Consider the following 23586-nt stretch of genomic DNA (forward strand, 5'->3'; position numbering starts at 1 on the left):
TAACATTTTTAGTTAGGAGTTAGCATGAGAGATTTGGTGAAAAAGTATGAAGTATACTTACAATCAATAGGAAAAAGAAAAAATACTGTAAGTGCTTATATTACTGATGTATCTATGTATTTAGATTTTATTGAAGAAAAAAGTTTAGTCGTTAGTGAGGATGGATATCCGCTTATGTCTTATATTCAGAATCTTAGCGATAAAGGGAAATCACCATCTTCTATTCAGAGAACTATCATATCTTTAAGAAATTTTTATAACTTTTTAGTTGCTGAGGGAAAATTAAAGCATGTTCCAGAAACAAGCATCAAAAGAGAAAGAGTTCAAAAAAAGAAACCTGTTGTACTAAGTATTGATGAAATAAACAAAATTATGAACAGTACTAACATAAGTACAGAAAAAGGTGTTAGAGACAAAGCTCTTTTAGAACTTATGTATGCAACAGGAATGAAAGTATCTGAACTTATATCTTTAGAAGTTGATGATGTTAATTTAGATTTGTCTTTTGTTAAGTGTAAGGATAATAGGGGATATGAAAGACTTATACCTATAGGAAGAGAAGCAAAAGATTCAATAAAGAAGTATATAGCACTAAGAGAAGACTCTTCAAAAATAAATACTAAATTATTTTTGAATATGAGCGGAGATCCTATTACAAGACAGGGAGTTTGGAGAATAGTTAAAGAATATTCTGTTTTAGCTAATATTAATAAAGATATTAATTTAAATACATTTAGACATTCTTTTGCAGTTCATTTACTTCAAAATGGAGCAAATGCAAAAGTTGTTCAAGAATTACTTGGTAATCAGGTAATGACATATATTGATATGTATTATGAAATTATTAATAATGAAAAAATAAACAGTATATATAAAAAGGCACATCCAAGAGCATAAGTATAAAAAATAAAAAAAGGCTATCTAGCCTTTTTTTTATTTGAAAAATTTTATCGTTAACAAATTTTGAATGTTAAAATATTAACTTGAATAATAATATTATTTTTGTTAAGATTAAGATAAATATGAAAATGTTATCATACAGAATTTGGAGGAAATGCTATGAGAATGTACGACTTAATTCTAAAGAAAAGACAAGGATTAGAGCTAACTAAAGAGGAGATAGATTATTTCATTAAGAATTATACAGATGGAAATATCCCTGATTATCAAGTTTCAGCTTTAATGATGGCTATTTTTTTCAATAAAATGAATAAAAGAGAAACAGCAGATTTAACTATGGCTATGGTTAATTCAGGAGATGTATTAGATTTATCAGAAATTGAAGGTATTAAAGTAGATAAACATTCAACTGGTGGGGTAGGTGATACAACAACTTTAGTTTTAGCACCAATGGTTGCAGCACTTGATATACCAGTTGCTAAGATGTCAGGAAGAGGTCTTGGACATACAGGTGGAACAATAGATAAATTAGAAAGCTTTAAAGGATTCTCAGTTGAAATGACAAATAGAGAATTTATAGATAATGTAAATAGCTTAAAGATTGCAGTTGGAGGACAAACAGGAGATTTAGCTCCAGCAGATAAAAAGTTATATGCTTTAAGAGATGTTACTGCAACTGTTGATAATGTGTCTTTAATAGCATCAAGTATAATGAGTAAGAAAATAGCAGCAGGAGCTGATGCTATAGTTTTAGATGTTAAAGTTGGAGATGGAGCATTTATGAAAAATGCTGAAGATGCAAAGCTTTTAGCAACAGAAATGGTTGATATAGGTACTAATGTTGGTAGAAATACAATAGCTATAATCTCAGATATGGATCAACCTCTTGGATATGCAGTAGGTAATGCTTTAGAAGTTAAGGAGGCCATAGAAACATTAAAAGGAAATGGTCCAAAAGATTTATTTGAATTATGTCTTACACTTGGAAGTAATATGGTTGTTCTTGCTAAAAAGGCGGAAACAGCAGAACAAGCAAGAGAAATGCTTCTTGAAACTATAAGTTCAGGTAAAGCTCTTGAAAAATTAAAACAATTTGTTAAAGCACAAGGTGGAGATGAAACAGTTATAGATGATACTGATAAACTTCCAAAGGCTAAATATGTAGTTGAAGTTAAAGCTGATAGAGCTGGTAAAGTAAGCAAAATACATGCAGAAAACATAGGTCTTATTGCTATGGAACTTGGAGCTGGTAGAGCTACTAAGGATAGCGTAATAGATTTAGCTGTTGGAATTATTTTAACTAAGAAGAGAGAAGATGAAGTTAAAGTAGGAGATGTTATTGCTTATGTTCATGCAAATGATATGGAAAAAGCAGAAAAGGCAGTAAGTAAGATATTAGAAAACTATGAAATATCAGAAACAGCTCCAAGCATTCCTCTAATATACGGAATTGTAAAAGGACAATAAAATTTTAAGTTTATAAATAAAGTTTTAAATATAGAGTACATAATTTTTTATAAAATTGTGTACTTTATTTTTTTATTTTGATTAGTATATTTTTCTATGAAATAAATTAATTAAATAGTAAAATAGATATTAGATTAAAGTGAGGAGGGATAGAATTGAAGCCACTTGCTGAAACTATGAGACCTAGTGATATAGATGAAATGATAGGACAAGAACATATACTTTCAGAAGGAAAGGTTATAAGAAATTTATTGAAATCAGGAAATATTATAAATTCTATATTTTATGGTCCACCAGGAACAGGAAAGACTAGTTTAGCTCAGATAATGTCTAAGTATACTAAGAAGAAATTTTATAAAATAAATGCTACTACTGCATCAATAAAGGATATACAGGAGATTGTAAACAATCTTGATAATTTAATTAATTATAATGGAGTTGTTCTTTATGTTGATGAAATACAACATTTTAATAAGAAACAACAACAGTCATTACTTGAATTTATAGAAGATGGTAGAATAATACTTCTTGCGAGTACTACAGAAAATCCATATTTCTCTATACATAAGGCTATACTTAGTAGAAGTATGATTTTTCAATTTAATTCTTTAAGCAGGGAAGATATAAGTAAGGCTCTTTTAAGGGGAGTAAATAAATTAAATAATGAGTCATATAAAATAAATATTTCTAAAGATACACTTGATTATATTTCTGATATATCTAATGGTGATGTTAGAAAGGCCTATACTATTTTAGAGCTTGCAATAAAAAGTTCATTAGCTGATGAAATTAATATAGATAAAAAGGATGTAGAAGCTTTAAATCAATCAAGTATAAAAAGTGATGTTTCAGGAGATGAATATTATAATCTTTTAAGTGCACTTCAGAAAAGTATAAGAGGAAGTGATCCTGATGCAGCAATTCATTATTTAGCTAGACTTATTAAAGGTGGAAATCTTGAAGCTATAATAAGAAGACTTGCAGTTATTGCAGCAGAAGATATAGGAATGGCTCATCCTAATGCTTTAACAGTTATAAATAGTGGAATAGATTTATGTCTTAAGGTAGGTTTTCCAGAAGCCAATATAATTTTATCAGAGCTTGTTGTATATTTAGCAACTCTTCCAAAATCAAATAGCTCTTATCTTGCTATAAATAAAGCTTTAAATGATTTAGAAAATATTAGAGTGGGTGATGTGCCGCAGCATATTAGGGATGCTCATTATGATGGGGCAAAATCTCTTGGAGTTGGAGGCTATAAGTATCCACATGATTATGAAAATAATTATGTAAAGCAAGAATATTTACCAAAAGAATTAAAAGGTACTGTTTATTATAAACCTCAAAATAATAAATATGAAAGTTCTATAAATACATATTGGAAAAAAGTAAAATCAAATTAATTTATAGAGGAGAGCTATCTTATATAAGATAGCTCATTTTTTATTAACTAATTTAGTAAAGGTAAAAATATTTAATTTAAGGTACAGGCATAAATGATACTGAAAGTATATCATCAAGAGCGCCTTCAAAGATTACAGGTTCTCCAGTTCCATCATTACTTGAATAGAAAGTTGTATTAAATTGGAATTGTTCATCAGCGTTAAAGGTATTAGTTCCACTAAGGTTTGTAAATACAATACTACCGATAGTTAATCCATTAACTGTTATAGGAGTTGCAAGAGGAATAACTATAGGATTAATTTGTGTGCCATCTTCAGTTAAAAAATCTAATCTTAAATTATAGTTTTTATTCTTTGTAGAATTTGTTATTGGTGTTACAGTATATTGGTCTGTACCATCAACATCAATTGTTCCAAGACCTGTGTCTATAGAAGCTGTATTTAAGATTCTACCAAAAGGAGTAGTTGGTATAACATTAGTAGAAGAAAGAACTAATACATCTCCAAGAACTACTGAAGCAGTACCATCAAAAGTTAAAATAATTTCACCAGCTGTAGGATTTGTACCTATAGCAGCAGAATCAATAGTTACTGTAACAGGTGTTGCAGTTGTATAATTTTGAAGTTTAAACCAAGTTGGAAGAATAGTTTGACCTGTTACATTAATGGGAGTAGTTCCATCATTTTCTGTTAATACTACTGTTAAAGTAGAAGTAGCTAGATTAGTTAAATTTGAGTCTATTATTTTTAATAACATATAAACATCTCCTTATAGGATTAACTAAATTAAATCCTACAATATATTATGTTAAGTAAAATAATTTGCTACAAAGAGATTATTTATGATTAGAGATATTATATTCAGTATTATTTAAAACTATTGAAGCTCCTTTAATTTTAGAAATATCAAAGCATTTAGGTATATTAATTATTCCTATACTATTTTTAATATTAGTTTTATAAACTAAAGCTTTTATTGGAAGTGAGAAACATGTAGACTTACATAATTTTTTTAAGTTATTTATATCAGTAGAAATACTTTTAAAACTTGAATTTTTTATATTATTAAAACAATTAATTTTAGAATCAGCTTCTATAAATAAAGAAATCATTTCACTATTTATAAAGTCTATAAAATTTATATTAGAATCTATTGTTAGATTTCCTCTTATTGGAGCTAAAATATTAAGTGGAATTTCATTTGAAAAGCTTTCTGTAAGTTTAGTGTTAAAATGATTTATAAAAAATTCTTTAGAAGATAAATTTAAACTAATACAATTTAAATTTATAGTTCTATTACTATTAGGAGCGTTAATAAAAATTGAGGGAATTATATTAGAGTCTAAATTTATAATTAAATCAGTATCTAAAGAATTTATAATCCCAAATAGATTTAATAGATTTTTTTCATTATTGTAGTTTAATAGGTTTAATTGATTATTTTCTAATATAAAATCATCAACTAAATAAATATTACAGGAATTTATAAAATTAAATTCAGATGAGTAATGCCCAGTAATTATTGTAGTTGTATCATATATATTAATTTTATCTATAATAGAATCTACATTTGAAATTTTTACTGGTATCTTAGAATAGTTTTCTATATTGTTTATTTTACTATTATTTATTATTAAATTTTTCATATCGTCACCTTTTTATTCTAAATATAATTTAACAGTATATTTGCCATCTGGTACTTCATTTAAAAATTTATCATACAAGTTTAATTTATAAATATCTTCACTACAATTACTAGAAATAAGTTCTATAAAAGAAGCATAGCTATCTATTTCATTACAGATATTTAGATTTTCAAAATTAGAATAGAGATTTATATTATTAAAATTTAAGCTGCTTAAATTATAAGAACTACTTGTAATTTCTTTTGGTATATAAGCATTTAAGATAGTAAATGGATTTATACAGATTGATTTATCATTTACAGCAAATAAAGAGTAGTAGATATAAATAATATTTGAGAAAATACTCTCATTTTTTATAAAAAAAGATATTACAGAGAAGTCTTCAATTTCTGAAATGGGAGTAATGGTATATATATTATTTTCAGTTTCAAGCTTAAAATCATCATTAGAAAATTTATAGCTTTTATTATATAAATACAGATCAGCTTTATTGATATTTATATTAGGACTGATAGAAAAGCTTATTTTATTTCTATCAGAATATAGATTTTTTATATTTATAAGATTTTTCATGTGTAGTACCCCCTATAGTAATTTTAGATTATTAAAATCACAATGATATAAATTTAGATTAAAATTATCGGGAAGATTTATATATACAATATCAGCTTTAATATTTATTAAGTTAATATCTATTGAATTATAATTAGCATTTGAATCAGTGTATTTTATATATAAATCTTTTAAAAAAGTAGTGTGAGTAATTAAATTTCCATAATCTCTTGTAGGAGATGAGCTATCCACAAATATAATGCTTCGTTTATCTAAGGTTTTTCCAAGAAGAGTCCAAGAATCATTATAATTATCTGGAGATGAGCTTATAAAATCTTCGGTATAAAAAGTAATGGGAGCTTCAAAGCTGATTAAAGCTAAAGTAGAATCAGCACTAGATAAATATTCAGAAGGTGAAAAGTCAATATATTTTATCTTATCTTTATTTTCATCTATAAAATTAAAATTAGTAGTATCAATAGAAAATTCTAATGTATTATATTGTGAATTTATTGAAAGCTTGTATTCTATATTAGAATTAGAAATATTTAAATCAGTTCCATAGATTTGTAATTTACCAATGTCAGTTATGGAAAAAGTCAATATTTCTTTATTATCTGATATATTTAAATATCCAAAGCTTTGAGTTTTAGTAATATTTTTAATTTTCTTATTAAAGAATACATTTAGCTTTAATAAATTTAATACAGGAATAGAGATAAGCTCACCATTTAAAGCTAAAAAATATTTAGCTTTTTTATAATTACTATCAGAAATAGGTAAATATCTTGAGTCAAGAGTATATATATAAGAAGTTTCTATAACCTTTAAAGTTATAAGATCATTTTGAAAATCTAAATTAAAAACATTATCTATAGTAAGTTTTATTAAATTATCAGTAAATGAAGAATGTCCAGTACATGGATAAAATTTATTATTTATATGGACTATAAAATCTTTTGAATCATATCTTAGTATCTTTGAGGTAAATTCTACAGCTAAAGTTAAAGTATTATTTATATAAGAATTTACACTAATATTTTTAATTGTAGTTTCTAATAAGTTATTTACTTCTATTGAATCACTTGCTTTTAATTTAGAACCTAAAGCATTTATAGATCTACACTTCATTTTAGTAAATAGTACAACCTTATCTAAAGGACTACTTATAATTTTATTATTAAAATTTATTTGTAAAGTGTTTTCGTCTTCATGGAATATTTCTGATGGATAAAATTTATTTTCATTAACTAATACATAAAAGTCATCTTTATAAACTCTATAGTAGGGAATAATAGTATTATTTATTATTTTTAAGGAATAGCTTTCTTCTATAAAACTTTCACAATTATCAAATAAACTTTCGATATTTTCTTTTTCTATAAAGGAGATTATTGAAAGTTTATTTATTCGGAGTATAGAATTATTTTCTAAATAAGAGGATTCAAATTTAATCTTATTGTATTCTTTTAATATTTTATATGAATTATCTTTTAGATTAAAAGAGATAAAATTGTTATTGTAACAGTAAATAGAACTTATTAATGAACTAAGGGGGAGTGAACTATGTTTGCTTATTAAAGAATAATTATTAGGATTTAAAATTTTACTTTTTGCTAGATTATAATTTATATTTTTATTAAAGACTATTAGTAATTTAGTATAATTACAAAGGCAAATCTTTATAATTTTAAGGGATATATCCATTTTTTATACTCCTCCTATATTTTTATTTACTCTATATAATATTAGTTTAAGTATTATTATGTTATAGAAATTATTTAAAGTTTTATATTAAAGAAAGTAGGGATATGGGGGTATCTTTTATAAAATCATTTTTAGGAATATAAATCATAATAAGATAAAAAATGGATATTTATAATTGACTAATATAATAGGCTTTGATATTATTATTGTGTAAAGTTTAGTAAATTACTAGGTATTGGGGGAAATAATAATGAAACTATCAACAAAAGGTAGATACGGAGTTAAGGCTATGGTTGATTTAGCAATACATTATGATGATAAACCTGTATCAATAAAGGTTATATCTCAGAGACAGAATATATCTGATTATTATTTAGAGCAACTTTTTAGTTCACTTAGAAAGGCTAAACTTATAAGAAGTATAAGAGGGGCTCAAGGAGGATATGTACTAAATAGGGATCCGAAAGATATAACTGTTGCTGATATAATGAATGTATTAGAAGGACCAATTGAAATTGCTGAATGTATAGAGAATACAGCATGTAATAATATAGATGCCTGTGCTACTAGAGTTTTATGGAAAAAAATAAAAACTAGTATAGATGATGTATTAGGTTCAGTAACTCTTCAAGATATAGTCAATGATTATAATAATATGAAAGTTAAAAATCAATCTATAAAATTAAAATAGACTTAAATATATAGGAGTGAAGTAATATGGATAAAGTAGTTTATATGGATCACGCTGCTACTACATATGTAAAACCAGAAGTTTTAGAAGAAATGATACCATATTTTACAGAAAAGTTTGGAAATCCTTCATCTTTTTATGGAATATCAAGAGATACACAAAAAGCTATTGATGAAGCAAGAGGAAAGGTAGCAAAAGGAATAAATGCTGAAAGAAGTGAAATATACTTCACAAATGGTGGTTCTGAAAGTGATAACTGGGCTATAAAAGGTGTAGCTATGGCAAATAAGAAAAAAGGTAATCACATAATTACAACTAAAATAGAGCACCATGCTATTCTTAATACTTGTGAATATCTAGAAAAGAATGGTTTTGAAGTAACTTATTTAGATGTAGATAAAGAAGGATTTGTAAATATAGATGAGTTAAAAGATGCTATTAAGGAAAATACAATTTTAGTATCAGTTATGTTTGCAAATAATGAAATAGGTACTATTGAACCAATTAAAGAAATAGGAGCAATCTGTAGAGAGAAAAAAGTAATATTCCATACAGATGCTGTTCAAGCTTTAGGTAATGTTGAAATTGATGTTAAAGATATGAATATAGATTTATTATCTTTAGCAGGACATAAAATTTATGGACCTAAGGGAGTAGGAGCCTTATATATAAGAAGAGGTGTTAGAATAGAAAATCTTGTTCATGGTGGTTCACAAGAAAGAGCAAGAAGAGCAGGAACTGAAAATATACCAGGTATAGTTGGACTTGGAAAAGCAGTTGAACTTGCTACAGAAAATCTAGAAGAACATAAGCAAAAGTTAACAAAGCTTAGAGATAAGCTTATAGATGGACTTATGCAAATTCCAAATACAATAGTAAATGGGCCTATGGGAGATAAGAGACTTCCAGGTAATGCCAATGTTTGTTTTGAATTTATTGAAGGAGAAGGCATTCTTTTATCATTAGATTTTGAAGGAATCTGTGCATCAAGTGGAAGTGCTTGTACATCAGGTTCATTAGAACCATCACATGTACTTTTAGCTATTGGAAGACCACATGAAATTGCTCATGGTTCTTTAAGACTTACAATTGGTGATGGAACAACTGAAGAAGAGATAGATTATGTTTTAGAAAAAATACCTGCAATTATAAGTAGATTAAGAAATATCTCACCACTTTGGAAGGATCATTTAAGAAGTTTAGAAAAATAAAAAATAGATTAGGGGTAAAGTTATGATATATAGTGATAAGGTTATGGACCATTTTAGAAATCCAAGAAATACAGGAGAGCTTGAAAATGCTAATGGTATTGGAGAAGTTGGAAATGCAAAATGTGGCGATATAATGAAAATTTATCTTAATGTAGAGGATAATATAATAAAAGATGTTAGCTTTGAAACATATGGATGTGGTTCAGCAATAGCTTCATCAAGTATGGCTACAGAATTAATTAAGGGAAAAACAATTGAAGAAGCATGGAAACTTACTAATAAAGCAGTAGCAGAAGCTTTAGACGGACTTCCTCCAGTAAAAATGCATTGTTCTGTTTTAGCAGAAGAAGCTATACATAAAGCAATAAATGACTATAGAGTAAGTCAAGGATTAGAACCATGGGATGTTAGAAAACATTCAGATTATATTCATGAAGAAGTTCATGGTAAATAGAAATATATTAAAAAGTTGTCTTTAAAAAGGACAACTTTTTTTATTATAAAATTTTTTAATATTTATAAGAAACTTTGAATTAAAAAAATATTATAGGCAAATACTAACAACTAGAAAGATGGTGAGGTTATTGTTTAGAGTTAAAGATTTAAAATTTTTAGAAGTTTTTAATTCAAGGGGGAAAAAACTTGGAGAAGTTGAGGATATTGCTATAGATTATTTTGAAGCAAAAGTAATAGGTTTTTTGATACCTAAAACTCTTTTTAAAAAGAAAAATTTTATAGATATAGAAAATATAATTAGTTTTGGAGAAAAGATAGTTATAAATGAATTAGAAAATTATGATGGTATAAGTTATGAGGATATTAAGAATCTCGATATATTAAATAAAAAAGGAGAAATGATAGGAGTGCTTGAAGACATTGTTATAGATAATACCTTTAATATAAAAGCACTTATAACATCTAAAGGTTTTTTTGAGAAGTTTATTAAGGGTAAACATTTTATTTTGCCTAAAGAAACTATACTTGGAGAGCAAAATATACTTTTCTTTGGAAATGATAATATAGATTTTAATTCAATTCCTCATAATTTATGGAGGGGTTAGACTATGATAAAAAATAAAAAAAATCTTATCAAAAATCTTTGTATAATTTTAGCTGTTGTAATTATAATATTTTTAATTTATAAAAGTACCATAATAAGAGAAACTTTAATTGTACTGCTTAGTTCATTTATTCTAGCATATTCAATTAAACCTATATATAGAAAAATATTATCTAAAGTAGATATAAATAAAAGACTTTTAGCATTCCTATTGATAATTGGAGTTATTTTGCTTTTTATGGGGAGTATTGCTATTTTTATACCAGGACTTTTAACGGAGAGTATAAGCCTTGAATCATTGATAGCGGGACTTGAGGAGATAGTATCTACTATAACAAGTAAAATAAATATTAGAAAAGAAGAACTTTACGCTATTATTAATGAGCAGTTTGGTGAAAGGATAAATATTATTATTGCTGGGTTTACAGATAGAATATTTAACTGGGTTATAGAATTTAGTGAAAATATTTTAGCCTTAGCAATAGTACCTATAATAGCATATTATTTCTTAGCTGATGGAGATTTAATAGCTAATAAATTACTTTTACTTTTTTCTTCAGATAAAAGAATTCTAATAAAAAAAATTGCTAGGGATATAGATAAAGTATTAGGTAAATATATAGTAGGACAATTATTTTTATGTGTTATAGTAGGTCTTATGACTTTTGCTGGTCTTATGATAATTGATATAAAATTTATTTTGATATTATCATTGCTTAATGGAATTTTAAATATAGTACCATACTTTGGAGCAGCTATTGGAGCAATACCTGCAATGATAATTGCTTTACTAGATGAGCCTATAAAAATGTTATACGTTCTTATTATGTTTATTATAATACAACAATTAGAGGGAAATGTTATAGCACCTAAAATAACTGCAAATAGTATAAAGATGCATCCTCTTATGGTAATAATACTTTTGCTTATAGGAGAAAAATTATTTGGGCTTATAGGTATGATATTAGTAGTTCCACTTGGTGTTGTAATAAAAATAATATATGAAGATGTTAATTACTATTTATTTTAGCTGTACTTATTATTGACATAAATAAAAAAGTTTTTTATAATTTTTTTATAAATATGAATACAGAGAGCAATGAAGAGGATGAGTAAATAAATCTTTTCTATTAAGAGAGGAAGTGGTTGGTGAAAACTTCTTAGAAAAATTATTGAAGCTACCTTGGAGCAATCTAACAATTAAGTGATGTATAGTAATATACATAATTAGGGTGGTACCGCGGAAATACAGCTTTCGTCCCTTGCTAGGGATGGAGGCTTTTTTATATTTATATAGACAAAATATGGAGGGATTCAATTATGAAATTTACAGGAACAAATGAATTAAGAGAAAAATATTTAAGTTTCTTTGAAGGAAAAGACCATTTAAGATTAAACTCATTTTCATTAGTACCAAAAAATGATAATAGTTTATTACTTATAAATGCAGGTATGGCACCATTAAAGCCATATTTCACAGGACTTGAAAAAGCTCCTAAAAATAGAATAACAACTTGTCAAAAGTGTATTAGAACAGGTGATATTGAAAATGTAGGGAAGACATCAAGACATGGTACTTTCTTTGAAATGCTTGGAAACTTCTCATTTGGAGATTACTTTAAAAAAGAAATAATTCCATGGGCTTGGGAGTTTATCACAAAAGAATTAGAAATACCAAAGGATAAATTATATGTAACAATATATCATGAAGATGATGAAGCTTTTGATATTTGGACAAAATCAACAGATGTGGATCCAAGCAGAATTTTCAGACTTGGTAAAGAAGATAACTTCTGGGAAATTGGAGTAGGACCTTGTGGACCATGTACAGAAATTCACTTTGATAGAGGTGAAGGAAAGGTTGAAACAGTAGAAGAATTCTTAAGAGAAGCTGATAATGATAGAATAGTTGAATTCTGGAATCTTGTATTTACTCAATTTAATAAAGACGAAGATGGAAATTATAATGAATTAGATCAAAAGAATATTGATACAGGAATGGGGCTTGAAAGAATAGCAACAATAATGCAAGGCGTAGATAATATCTTTGAAATTGATGTTGTTAAGGCTATATTAGCTAAGGTTTGTGAACTTACAAATTCAGAATACGGAAAAGATGCAAATGCTGATATATCACTTAGAATTATTACAGACCACGTAAAGAGTGTAACAATGCTTATTTCTGATGGAGTAAGACCAAGTAATGAAGGTAGAGGATATGTTTTAAGAAGACTTTTAAGAAGAGCTGCAAGACATGGAAGAACTTTAGGTGTTAAAGGATTATTCTTAGATAAAATAGTTGATACTATAGTTGATAACTATGGAGATGCTTATACAGATCTTAAGGTTAATAAAGAAAATATTAAGAAAGTTATAAGTCTTGAAGAAGAAAGATTTAACCAAACAATAGATGCTGGAATGGATATTTTAAAATCTTATATCGAAGAAACTGAAAAAGAAGGAAGTAAAGTACTTTCAGGAGAAAGAGCATTTAAGTTATATGATACTTATGGATTCCCTCTAGAACTTACAGAAGAAATAGTCGAAGAAAAAAATCTTTCAATAGATAAAGAAGGTTTCAATAAAGAAATGGAAGCTCAAAGACAAAGAGCTAGAAGTGCAAGAGGAGAAAGTAGCTACATGGGTAGTGAAGGGCCAGTAAATACTATTGATGCTAAAATAGAAACTGCTTTTGATGGATATGATAAACTTGAAATTGAATCAAAGATAATAGTTCTTGGAGATAATGAAGATTTTAGAGATGAACTTGCTGAAGGAACAGAAGGATTCATAGTTACAGAAGTAACACCTTTCTATGCTGAAATGGGTGGTCAAGTAGGAGATACAGGAATAATTGAAACAGCTTCTGGTAAAGCTTTAGTAGTAGACTGTAAGAAAAATGTTGGAGGAAAATTTGTTCACTATGTTAAAGTAGAAGAAGGAATTATTACTTTAAATGAAACTGCTACATTAAAAGTTGATAAAGAAAGAAGAAAAGCTATAGGTAAAAACCATACAGCTACTCATATCTTACATGCAGCTTTAAGAAAAGTTTTAGGAGAACATGTACACCAAGCGGGTTCACTTGTTGATAATGAAAAATTAAGATTTGACTTTACACATTTCTCAGGATTAACAGAAGAAGAAATTCGTGAAATTGAAATGCTTGTAAATAGACAAATAATGATGGCTGATACTGTTATTACTAAAGAAATGAGTCTTGATGAAGCTAAAAAAGATGGAGCTATGTCATTATTCGATGAAAAGTATGCTGATAAAGTAAGAGTTGTTTCAGCAGGAGACTTCTCAAAAGAACTTTGTGGTGGAACTCATGTAAGTAATGCTGGAGAAATAGGATTATTTAAAATAGTTTCAGAATCAGGTATAGCAGCAGGAATCAGAAGAGTAGAAGCTGTTACAGGAGTAGAAGCTTTAAAATTTGTAGAAGCTAAGACAGAACTTATAAAGAATGCTTCAAAGATATTAAAATGTAATGAAAAAGACTTAGTTTCAAAAATAGAAGCTCAAGTTTCAGAATTAAAAGAAAAAGAAAAAGAAATAAATGAATTAAAATCTAAGCTTGTTCAAGGAGCAGAAGATGATATATTAAATAATGCTGTTGATATTAATGGAGTTAAACTTGTAAGAGCTTCACTTAAAGATATAGATGGAAATTCATTAAGAGAACTTGCTGATAAGGTTAGAAATAAATTAGACCTTGGAGTTGTAGTTCTTGCAAGTGAAATTGATGGAAAAGTAAATCTTATTGCTATGGCTACAAAGAATTCTATTGCAAATGGAGTTCACTGTGGAAATATAATTAAAGAAGCAGCTGCAGTAGTTGGAGGCGGCGGTGGTGGAAGACCAGATATGGCTCAAGCCGGTGGTAAAAACCCTGCTAATATAGAAAAAGCTTTAGAAAAGGCAAAAGAGGTTTTAGAAAACATAGTAAAATAGTATACAATTCCATAAATATAGTTTATAATAAGAATAACAAATAGATTATTATATAAATGAATAAAATAAAAAATAAGGTCAATACTAAAAAAGAATATTAGTATTATATTTATTGTAAGGGGGTGAAGCTACTTAGTAGCGAAACTATGGGAAACAATTTGGAAAATACTATGCAATTTAATTTTAGCAATGATAATGAGAATTTAACAAAGGCAATTTTAACAGATGTATATAATTCTTTAAAAGAAAAAGGATACAACCCGGTTAATCAGTTAGTTGGATACTTGATATCAGGAGACCCTACTTACATTACTAATTACAACGGGGCAAGAGCTTTAGTAAGAAAACTAGAGAGAGATGAGATTCTTGAAGAGGTTATGAAAACCTATCTTGAAATAAAATAAAAGAGTGCCCCTCTGGGCGCTCTTTAATTATAAGGAGTTATATATGAGAATTTTAGGACTCGATATAGGAAGTAGAACAATTGGAGTAGCTATAAGTGATCCACTAGGTTGGACTGCTCAAGGAATAACAACTATAAAGAGAAAAAATTTTACAGCAGATGTTGCGGAAGTTAAAAAATATTATGATGAATATAATGTTGATACTATAGTTGCTGGACTTCCTAAAAATATGAATGGAACTATAGGACCATCAGGAGAAATGGTTTACGAATTTTGTGAAAAATTAAAAGAAAATTTTGAACCGGAAATTAAGTTTTGGGATGAAAGACTTACTACAGTAGCAGCACATAAAGCCATGTTAGAAGCAGATTTATCAAGAGCTAAGAGAAAGAAGATAGTTGATAAAATAGCGGCTACATATATATTACAAGGCTATTTAGATAGAATATCAAAATAAAAAATATATTAAAAGGAGAGATAAATATGGAAAATAATTTAGAAACTATTGTTTTAAGCGATGAAAATGGAGTAGAAGTTCCATTTAGAGTTATAACAAAGCTTGAAATAGAAGAAAATGAATACTTCATATTACAACCAGAAGATGAAGAAGAAGATATTGTTGTAGCTATGAAAGTTGTTGAAGACGAAGATGGAAATCTTGGTTTAGAAGCTGTTGAAAATGAAGCAGAAATAGATATGATAGAAGAAGCATATGCAACAATAATGAGTGAAGAATAATCAAGGAGGCGGTGAAATAAGATGACACATTTAACTGCTAAGGATTATACTGTACTTAAAGAGCAATTTAAGAGTAAAGGATATAAACTTACTCCACAAAGAAGAGCTATTGTAGATATAATAGTTGAAAGTGAAAGAAAACATTTAACTGCTGAAGAAATCTATGATTTAGTTAAAGTTGGTTGTCCTGAAATAGGTTTAGCAACTGTATATAGAACTATTTTACTTTTAGAAGAAATGGGAGTAATATATAAGTTAGATTTAAATGATGGATGCAGCAGATATGAGCTTGCTAATGAAAATGAAACTCATAGACACCACCACTTAGTTTGTAATAAATGTGGTAAGGTTTCAGAAGTTGAAGATGATCTTTTAGAGGAATTAGAAAATGAAGTAGAAGTAAAATACGGATTTAAGATAGAAGATCATTCAGTTAAATTTTTCGGAGTATGTAGAGAATGTAAAGATGAAGGGATAAATGAAGAAAAATAATATTAACCCTTTATTTTAAACATATATATAAAATTTTCAAAGGAGGGGAATTATGAAACGCGAAAAACTAAAGGCAAGAATAATACCTTTAGGTGGAATTAATGAAATAGGAAAAAATATAACAGCTATTGAATTTAAAGACGATATAGTTGTTGTGGATTGTGGACTTAAGTTTCCAGATGATGATATGTACGGAATTGACATAGTTATACCTGATATCTCCTATTTAATTAAAAATGCAAGTAAAGTAAGAGGACTTTTCATTACTCACGGGCATGAAGACCACATAGGTGCAATACCATATATATTAAAACAATTAAATGTTCCAGTATATGGTACTAAGTTAACTTTAGGTATTCTTGAAACAAAATTAAGAGAACATGGACTATTAGCTTCAACTGAATTAATTACAGTTAAGTCAAGAGATATAGTCAAATTAAACTCAGTATCAGTAGAGTTTATAAAAACAAATCACAGTATAGCAGATTCAGTTGCTATAGCTGTTCATACACCAATGGGGGTTATACTTCATACTGGAGACTTTAAGGTAGAATATACACCTATTGATGGGCAAAGAATGGATTTCGGTAGATTTGCAGAACTTGGTAAGAAAGGTGTTCTTGCACTTTTATCAGATTCAACAAATGTAGAAAAACCAGGATATACTCTTTCAGAAAAAACAGTTGGAGAAAAGCTTAATAGAATATTTGGAAAGGCAAAAGGTAGAGTTATAACAGCTACATTTGCATCAAATATTCATAGAATTCAACAAATTGTTGAAGCAGCAGAATTATACGGAAGAAAGATTGCTGTTTCAGGAAGAAGTATGGAAAATATAATTCAAGTTGCAGTTGAACTTGGATATTTACAAATTCAAAAAGGAACTTTAGTTAATATTGATAATATTAATAAGTATCCAGCAGATCAAATGGCTATTATAACAACTGGAAGCCAAGGAGAGCCAATGTCAGCTTTAGCTAGAATGGCTGCTTCAGAACACAGAAAGTTAAATATTTTACCAGGAGATACTGTTATAATTTCAGCTACACCTATTCCAGGTAATGAAAAACTTGTATCAAAAGTTATAAATCAATTATCTAAGAAGGGTGCTGAAGTTATACATCATCATTCAGAAGGAATTCACGTATCAGGGCATGCATGTCAAGAAGAATTAAAATTAATGCAATGTCTAGTAAATCCTAAATTCTTTGTGCCAGTTCACGGAGAATATAGACATCTAAAGAAACATGCTGAGCTTGCACAAGAACTTGGTATGCCAAAAGAAAATACTATCATCGTTGAAAATGGTGATGTTGTAGAACTTACAAGAGATTCTATTAAGAAAAATGGAACTGTAAGTGCAGGCCAAGTATTTGTTGATGGATTAGGTGTTGGTGATGTTGGAAATATAGTTTTAAGAGATAGAAGACATTTATCACAAGATGGTATAGTGATAGTTGTTGTAACTATAGATAAAGCTAGTGGATATATTGCATCAGGTCCAGATATTATATCAAGAGGATTTGTATATGTAAGAGAATCTGAAGATCTTATGGGAGAAGCTAAAAATTCTGTTAAGGATGCTTTAGCTGATTGTGAAGATAAAAATATTAAAGATTGGGCAACTATTAAGTCAAGTATAAGAGATACTTTAAGAGCATACTTATATGAAAAGACAAAGAGAAGACCTATGATATTACCTATTATTATGGAAATATAATTTTAAGATGAAATTTTAATGTTTAAATATTTGCATTTTTACTAATAAAATATTTTAATATTGACAATTTAATTTTAAAAGTTTAAAATTTTATAATAAGAAGTGAAATTGGGTACTGTAAAAAGTATCCAATTTTTTATGCAGTAAAATGCAAATGAAAAATTGGAGGAAATACAATGAGTAATTTTGTAAGAGAAGATATAAGAAATATAGCTATTATTGCTCACGTTGACCATGGTAAGACTACTTTAGTTGACGCACTATTAAAGCAAAGTAATATATTTAGAACAAATGAAAAGGTTCAAGAAAGAGTTATGGACTCTAATGATCTTGAAAAAGAAAGAGGAATAACAATACTTTCAAAGAACACAGCAGTTCATTATGGTGATAAGAAGATTAACATTATAGATACACCAGGACACGCAGATTTCGGTGGAGAAGTTGAACGTGTACTTAAGATGGTAGATAGCGTTATTTTAGTAGTTGATTCATATGAAGGACCAATGCCTCAAACTAAATTCGTTTTAAGAAAAGCTTTAGAACTTGGATTAAAACCTATAGTTGTTATAAATAAGATAGATAAACCAGATGCTAGACCAGAAGAAGTTATAGATGAAGTTTTTGAATTATTCTTAGAACTTGGAGCTACAGACGAACAATTAGATTTCCCAATAGCTTATGCATCAGCTAGAGAAGGAATTGCTACAGTAGATTTAGAAAATCCTAAAGATAACATGAAAGATTTATTTGAATTAATAATTTCACATGTACCAGCACCAGTTGGAGATAAAGAAGCAGGATTACAAATGCTTGTAACAACTCTTGATTCAAGTGAATATGTAGGAAAGATTGCTATCGGAAGAATTGAAAGAGGGGTAGCTAAGAGAAATCAACAAGCTGCTATAGTTAGAGAAAATGGAGATATAACTAAATTCAAGATTTCAAGCATATATACATATAACGGACTTAAGAGAGAAGAAGTTGAAGAAGCTACAATAGGTGATATCGTTGCTATCAGTGGTATAGAAGATGTTAACATAGGTGAAACTATAACAGATGCTGCTAATCCAGAAGCACTTCCATTTGTTAAAATAGACGAGCCTACATTAAGCATGAACTTTATGGTTAATAATTCACCATTCGCAGGAAAAGAAGGAGAATTCATTACATCAAGACATTTAAGAGATAGATTAATGAAGGAACTTGAAACTAACGTAAGTTTAAAGGTTGTAGAAATAACACCTGAATGTTTCGAAGTAAGTGGTAGAGGAGAACTTCACTTATCAATACTTATAGAAACAATGAGAAGAGAAGGATTTGAATTACAAGTTTCTAAACCAAATGTTATCTTCAAAGAAATTGATGGAGTTAAGGTTGAACCAATGGAACACTTAACAATAGATGTTCCTGAAGAATTCATGGGACCTGTTATGGAAAAGTTAGGACCAAGAAAGGGAGAAATGGTTAACATGACTTCTGCAGTAAATGGATACTCAAGACTTGAGTTCAAAATACCTGCAAGAGGATTAATAGGATTTAGAAATGAATTCATGACAGATACAAAGGGAAATGGTATCATGAACCATGTATTTGATGGATATGAAAAAGTTAAAGGTGATATGCCAGCTAGAAGTAGAGGTTCAATAATTGCTTTTGAATCAGGTACAGCTGTAGCTTATGGATTATTCAATGCTCAAGATAGAGGTACATTATTCATAGGAGCAGGAACAGAAGTTTATGCTGGTATGGTAGTTGGAGAATGTTCAAGAGCAGAAGACTTAGAAGTTAATATCTGTAAGAAAAAACAACTTACAAATACAAGAGCCTCAGGTTCAGATGATGCTTTAAAGCTTGTTCCACATAGAGAAATGTCATTAGAACAATGTTTAGAATTCATTGCTCATGATGAACTTGTAGAAGTTACACCTGTAAGTGTTAGAATGAGAAAGAGAATTTTAGATTCTAACGAAAGAAAGAGAGCTTCAAGAAAGTAGTTTATTAATTTGTAGAAAAATATTATAATATAGTAGATAGCCAAAAATTTTTTGGCTATTTATACTATATAATAGGAGGTATTCCATGAACGGGGTATGGAAGTCAAAAAAGATGATTGCCTTACTTATTGTAGTTATAATAGGTACAGCAGTGTTAGGAGTTTGTGCTTTTAAATATAATTCTACAGAAAATAAACCTTTTAACACAACTGAAAAAATATTTGACTTAAAAGTTCAACAGGGCGAATCATTAAATACAGTGTTAGATGAATTGAAAAGTAAGAATCTTTTAAGCAGCCCATTTTTTACTAAGATATATTTAAAACTTCATTCTTCAAGTGAGAATATTAAACCAGGAAATTATCAAGTAGAATCTAATATGGATTTAAAGAGTTTTATTGATATGTTAGTAAAAGGATCTGTGGCTTCTTATAAAGTAACTTTCCCAGAAGGGTATACTATAGAACAAATGGCAGATACTTTAGCTAAGGATGGAATAGTTCAAAAAGATGTATTTTTAGATGCAGTTAAGAATTATCCGCTTCCAAGTTATATAACACCAAATCCTGAAAGAAGATATAATCTAGAAGGATTCTTATATCCAGATACATACTATATTCCTAAAACAGCTACAGCTAATGACATAATTTCTATGATGTTAAATAAATTCCAAGAGGTTATGAAACAAGCTGAAAAGGCAACAGGAGTAAATGTACCTGAACAAGATTATCAAAAATATATAACTATAGCTTCAATGATTGAAGAAGAAGCAAATACTCAAGAGGATAGATATTTAGTTTCTTCTGTAATATATAATAGATTAGCAAAAGGAATGCCTTTACAATTAGATGCAACTGTCTTATATGCTATGGGACATCATCAAGATAAAGTTTACTTTAAGAATTTAAAAGTAGATTCACCTTACAACACTTATGTAGTAAAAGGTCTTCCTGTAGGAGCTATAAGTAATCCAGGAATAGAGTCAATAGAGGCAGCATTAAAGCCAGCTAAGACAGATTATTTATATTATATTTTAGGTGAAGGTAATAAACATTACTTTACTAATAATTATGAAGATTTCTTAAAAGCTAAAAAAGATTTAGGCTATAATTAAAAGGAGTTTAATTTGAATGAGTGGAGTAAGCTTTGAATATATGGAAGAATATTTAAGAGCTCTTATCCCAGAAAGTAAAAATGAATTTAAGGAACTAGAGGATTTTGCAGAAAAAAACTCAGTTCCTATAATTCAAAAAGAGGGAGCAAAGTTCTTAGAGTTTATGATTTCATTAAAACAACCAAAGAAAATTTTAGAACTTGGAACAGCTATAGGTTATTCAGCAATTCTTATGAATAAAGCAGCAAATGGAGATTGCTATATTAAGACTATTGAAAGAAATGAACAAATGGTTGAGTTTGCAAAGCAGAATATAAAAAAGAATGGTCTAGAAGATAAGATAGAAATCCTTGAAGGCGATTGTTTAGAAATTCTAGAAACTTTAGATGAAAAATTTGATGTTATTTTTATGGATGCTGGTAAAGGCCATTATAATCATTTCTTACCTCATTGTTTAAGATTATTAGATGATAAAGGTATTATAATAGCAGATAATGTTTTATTTAGAGGGATGGTAGCTTCAGATGAGTTGGTTAAAAGAAGAAAAATAACAATTGTCAAGAGAATGAGAGAATACTTAGAGCTTGTATCCAAAGATGAAAATCTTATAACTACGGTTATACCAATGGGAGATGGCATTGCTATAACTAAGAGGAGGTAGACTAAAATGAGAAAACCAGAAATTCTTGCACCAGGTGGAAATTTAACAAAACTTAAAACAGCTATAGATTTTGGTGCAGATGCAGTATATATAGGTGGAAGCAAACTTAACCTTAGAGCTTTTGCTGATAATTTTACAAATGAACAAATTGCAGAAGGTGTAAAATATGCACATGAAAGAGGAAGAAAAGTTTATGTAACTATGAATGTATTTCCTCATAATGCAGACTTACATGGATTAGAAGAATATATAGAAGGATTAGCTAAATTAAATGTTGATGCAATTATTGTAGCTGATCCGTCAATAATAGTTACTGCAAAACAAGTAGCACCAGAATTAGAAATACATTTAAGTACACAAGCTAATAATGTCAATTGGAGAGCTGCAAAGTTCTGGTATGATCAAGGAGTTAAGAGAATAGTTTTAGCTAGGGAACTTAGCTTTAGGGAAATCAAGTCAATAAAAGAAAATTTACCTGAAGAATGTGATTTAGAAGCTTTTGTTCATGGTTCAATGTGTATGGCATATTCAGGAAGATGTCTTATATCAAACTATATGACAGGAAGAGATGCTAATAGAGGAGCTTGTTCACAAGCTTGCAGATATAAGTATCATTTAGTTGAAGAAAAGAGACCTGGAGAATATTATCCTGTAGTTGAAGATGAAAATGGAACATATATCATGAATTCTAAAGATTTATGTATGATAGAATATATACCTGAAATAGTTGAAAGTGGAATATATTCTCTTAAAATTGAAGGAAGAATGAAGAGTGAATTCTATGTTGCTTCAATAGTTAAAGCTTATAGAGAAGCTTTAGATGCTTATTGGGAAAATCCAGCAGAATATAAGTTTAATCCAAAATGGATGGAAATCTTACTTAAAATAAGTCATAGAAAATATCATACAGGATTCTATTTTGGAAAATCAGAATCTCAAGTATATGAAACATCAGCTTATGTTAGAGATTATGATATTATAGGTACAGTATTATCTTACGATGAAGAAACTAAGATTGCGGTCATTGAACAAAGAAATAGAGTCTTTGAAGGTGATGAAGTAGAAGTATTAAGAGCTAAAGGTGATTTCTTCACTGTTAAATTAGATGATATGCATGATGAAAATGATGAAAAGATTGATGTAGCTAATAAAGCTAAAATGATCTTTAAGATAAAGAGTGAAAAGAAATTAGAAGCAAAAGATATGCTTATTAAAAGCAAGGAGGCAAAAGCTAATGAGTAGACCAATACTAATAGGAATAACAGGGGGAACTGGTTCAGGAAAAAGTACAATAGCTAAAGAAATATATGCAAAGTTCACAGAAGAATGCATTGCTATGATGGAACAAGATTCTTACTATAAGGATCAAAGTCATTTATCACCAGAGGAAAGATCTAAAACAAACTATGATCATCCAAATGCGTTTGATAATGATCTTTTACTTGAAAACTTACAAAGTTTATTAGCTGGTAAAGCTATTGAAAAACCGGTTTATGATTTTACTATTCATAATAGAAGTGATAAAAAGGTTATAGTAGAGCCTAAAGATATTATAATTGTAGAAGGTATATTAGTATTAGAAGACCCAAGAATAAGAGAGCTTTTAGATATAAAAATCTATGTTGATACAGATGCAGATGTTAGAATAATAAGAAGACTTGTAAGAGATATAAATGAACGAGGAAGAACTATTGAATCAGTTATAAGTCAATATTTAAATGTTGTTAAACCAATGCATAATCAATTTACAGAACCAACAAAGAAATATGCTGATATTATAATTCCTGAAGGTGGAAGAAATAAGGTTGCTATTGATTTAATGGTTACAAAGATAAAACAAGTATTAACAACTAAATAGTGAATAAAACA

General features: G+C 28.3%; 23 protein-coding genes and 1 other annotated feature. Of the genes, 19 read left to right on the plus strand and 4 right to left on the minus strand.

Annotated features, from left to right (window positions below; all coding sequences use genetic code 11):
- Positions 1 to 24: 24 nt before the first annotated feature.
- From BN8917_RS08100 to BN8917_RS08110, 3 genes are all read left to right on the plus strand, one after another.
- Entirely contained in the window at positions 25 to 897 is an 873-nt protein-coding gene (locus BN8917_RS08100; protein ID WP_066873082.1) for a site-specific tyrosine recombinase, read from the plus strand.
- A 162-nt stretch (positions 898 to 1059) separates the two neighbouring features.
- Positions 1060 to 2367, plus strand: a complete 1308-nt coding sequence (locus BN8917_RS08105; protein WP_066873085.1) for a pyrimidine-nucleoside phosphorylase — start codon at positions 1060 to 1062, stop codon at positions 2365 to 2367.
- Between the two features lie 155 nt (positions 2368 to 2522).
- A complete protein-coding gene (locus BN8917_RS08110; protein WP_084748544.1) occupies positions 2523 to 3770 on the plus strand; it encodes a replication-associated recombination protein A in 1248 nt (415 codons plus the stop codon).
- A 76-nt stretch (positions 3771 to 3846) separates the two neighbouring features.
- On the opposite strand, the gene BN8917_RS08115 is transcribed toward BN8917_RS08110, so the two are convergent.
- The 4 genes from BN8917_RS08115 to BN8917_RS08130 form a co-directional block, all read right to left on the minus strand.
- On the minus strand, positions 3847 to 4527 hold the full coding sequence (locus BN8917_RS08115; RefSeq protein WP_066873089.1) for a hypothetical protein: 681 nt from the start codon (positions 4525 to 4527) through the stop codon (positions 3847 to 3849).
- Between the two features lie 79 nt (positions 4528 to 4606).
- On the minus strand, positions 4607 to 5416 hold the full coding sequence (locus tag BN8917_RS08120; protein ID WP_066873091.1) for a hypothetical protein: 810 nt from the start codon (positions 5414 to 5416) through the stop codon (positions 4607 to 4609).
- Between the two features lie 12 nt (positions 5417 to 5428).
- Positions 5429 to 5989 carry a hypothetical protein gene (locus BN8917_RS08125; protein ID WP_066873093.1) on the minus strand — a complete coding sequence of 187 codons (561 nt, stop codon included), beginning with the start codon at positions 5987 to 5989 and terminating at the stop codon, positions 5429 to 5431.
- Between the two features lie 12 nt (positions 5990 to 6001).
- Entirely contained in the window at positions 6002 to 7675 is a 1674-nt protein-coding gene (locus tag BN8917_RS08130) for a hypothetical protein (RefSeq protein WP_066873095.1), read from the minus strand.
- A 250-nt stretch (positions 7676 to 7925) separates the two neighbouring features.
- Here BN8917_RS08130 and BN8917_RS08135 point away from each other — a divergent pair, with 250 nt between their 5' ends.
- From BN8917_RS08135 to udk, 16 genes are all read left to right on the plus strand, one after another.
- Positions 7926 to 8366: an RrF2 family transcriptional regulator gene (locus BN8917_RS08135; RefSeq protein WP_066873102.1), complete on the plus strand. Its 441-nt coding sequence runs from the start codon at positions 7926 to 7928 to the stop codon at positions 8364 to 8366.
- Between the two features lie 26 nt (positions 8367 to 8392).
- Positions 8393 to 9577: a cysteine desulfurase NifS gene (nifS, locus tag BN8917_RS08140; RefSeq protein WP_066873105.1), complete on the plus strand. Its 1185-nt coding sequence runs from the start codon at positions 8393 to 8395 to the stop codon at positions 9575 to 9577.
- Positions 9578 to 9599: 22 nt separating this feature from the next.
- Positions 9600 to 10031 carry a Fe-S cluster assembly scaffold protein NifU gene (gene nifU, locus BN8917_RS08145; protein ID WP_066873108.1) on the plus strand — a complete coding sequence of 144 codons (432 nt, stop codon included), beginning with the start codon at positions 9600 to 9602 and terminating at the stop codon, positions 10029 to 10031.
- Positions 10032 to 10149: 118 nt separating this feature from the next.
- Positions 10150 to 10638 (plus strand): PRC-barrel domain-containing protein, encoded by a 489-nt coding sequence (locus BN8917_RS08150; protein WP_235829992.1) that lies wholly within the window; start codon positions 10150 to 10152, stop codon positions 10636 to 10638.
- A gap of 3 nt (positions 10639 to 10641) precedes the next feature.
- Entirely contained in the window at positions 10642 to 11667 is a 1026-nt protein-coding gene (locus tag BN8917_RS08155) for an AI-2E family transporter (RefSeq protein ID WP_066873116.1), read from the plus strand.
- Positions 11668 to 11727: 60 nt separating this feature from the next.
- Positions 11728 to 11903: a binding site (T-box leader), on the plus strand.
- Positions 11904 to 11957: 54 nt separating this feature from the next.
- Positions 11958 to 14594, plus strand: coding sequence for an alanine--tRNA ligase (gene alaS / locus BN8917_RS08160; protein WP_066873118.1), 2637 nt, complete (start codon positions 11958 to 11960; stop codon positions 14592 to 14594).
- Between the two features lie 146 nt (positions 14595 to 14740).
- Positions 14741 to 14998, plus strand: coding sequence for an IreB family regulatory phosphoprotein (locus tag BN8917_RS08165; RefSeq protein ID WP_066873121.1), 258 nt, complete (start codon positions 14741 to 14743; stop codon positions 14996 to 14998).
- A gap of 43 nt (positions 14999 to 15041) precedes the next feature.
- Entirely contained in the window at positions 15042 to 15455 is a 414-nt protein-coding gene (ruvX, locus tag BN8917_RS08170) for a Holliday junction resolvase RuvX (protein WP_066873125.1), read from the plus strand.
- A gap of 26 nt (positions 15456 to 15481) precedes the next feature.
- Positions 15482 to 15736, plus strand: coding sequence for a DUF1292 domain-containing protein (locus BN8917_RS08175; RefSeq protein ID WP_066873129.1), 255 nt, complete (start codon positions 15482 to 15484; stop codon positions 15734 to 15736).
- A 21-nt stretch (positions 15737 to 15757) separates the two neighbouring features.
- Positions 15758 to 16228: a Fur family transcriptional regulator gene (locus BN8917_RS08180; protein WP_066873132.1), complete on the plus strand. Its 471-nt coding sequence runs from the start codon at positions 15758 to 15760 to the stop codon at positions 16226 to 16228.
- A gap of 52 nt (positions 16229 to 16280) precedes the next feature.
- Positions 16281 to 17948, plus strand: coding sequence for a ribonuclease J (locus tag BN8917_RS08185; protein ID WP_066873134.1), 1668 nt, complete (start codon positions 16281 to 16283; stop codon positions 17946 to 17948).
- A gap of 176 nt (positions 17949 to 18124) precedes the next feature.
- Complete coding sequence (gene typA / locus BN8917_RS08190) at positions 18125 to 19942, plus strand: translational GTPase TypA (protein WP_066873137.1); 1818 nt, start codon at positions 18125 to 18127, stop codon at positions 19940 to 19942.
- A gap of 85 nt (positions 19943 to 20027) precedes the next feature.
- A complete protein-coding gene (gene mltG, locus BN8917_RS08195) occupies positions 20028 to 21056 on the plus strand; it encodes an endolytic transglycosylase MltG (RefSeq protein WP_066873140.1) in 1029 nt (342 codons plus the stop codon).
- A 16-nt stretch (positions 21057 to 21072) separates the two neighbouring features.
- Positions 21073 to 21717 carry an O-methyltransferase gene (locus BN8917_RS08200; protein ID WP_066873149.1) on the plus strand — a complete coding sequence of 215 codons (645 nt, stop codon included), beginning with the start codon at positions 21073 to 21075 and terminating at the stop codon, positions 21715 to 21717.
- Between the two features lie 6 nt (positions 21718 to 21723).
- Positions 21724 to 22959 carry a peptidase U32 family protein gene (locus BN8917_RS08205; protein WP_066873151.1) on the plus strand — a complete coding sequence of 412 codons (1236 nt, stop codon included), beginning with the start codon at positions 21724 to 21726 and terminating at the stop codon, positions 22957 to 22959.
- Positions 22952 to 23575, plus strand: coding sequence for a uridine kinase (gene udk / locus BN8917_RS08210; RefSeq protein ID WP_066873154.1), 624 nt, complete (start codon positions 22952 to 22954; stop codon positions 23573 to 23575). Before BN8917_RS08205 ends, udk begins: the two co-directional genes overlap by 8 nt.
- Positions 23576 to 23586 lie beyond the last annotated feature (11 nt).

This window comes from Clostridium mediterraneense (genome assembly GCF_900091705.1).
Classification (GTDB): Bacteria; Bacillota; Clostridia; order Clostridiales; family Clostridiaceae; genus Sarcina; species Sarcina mediterraneense.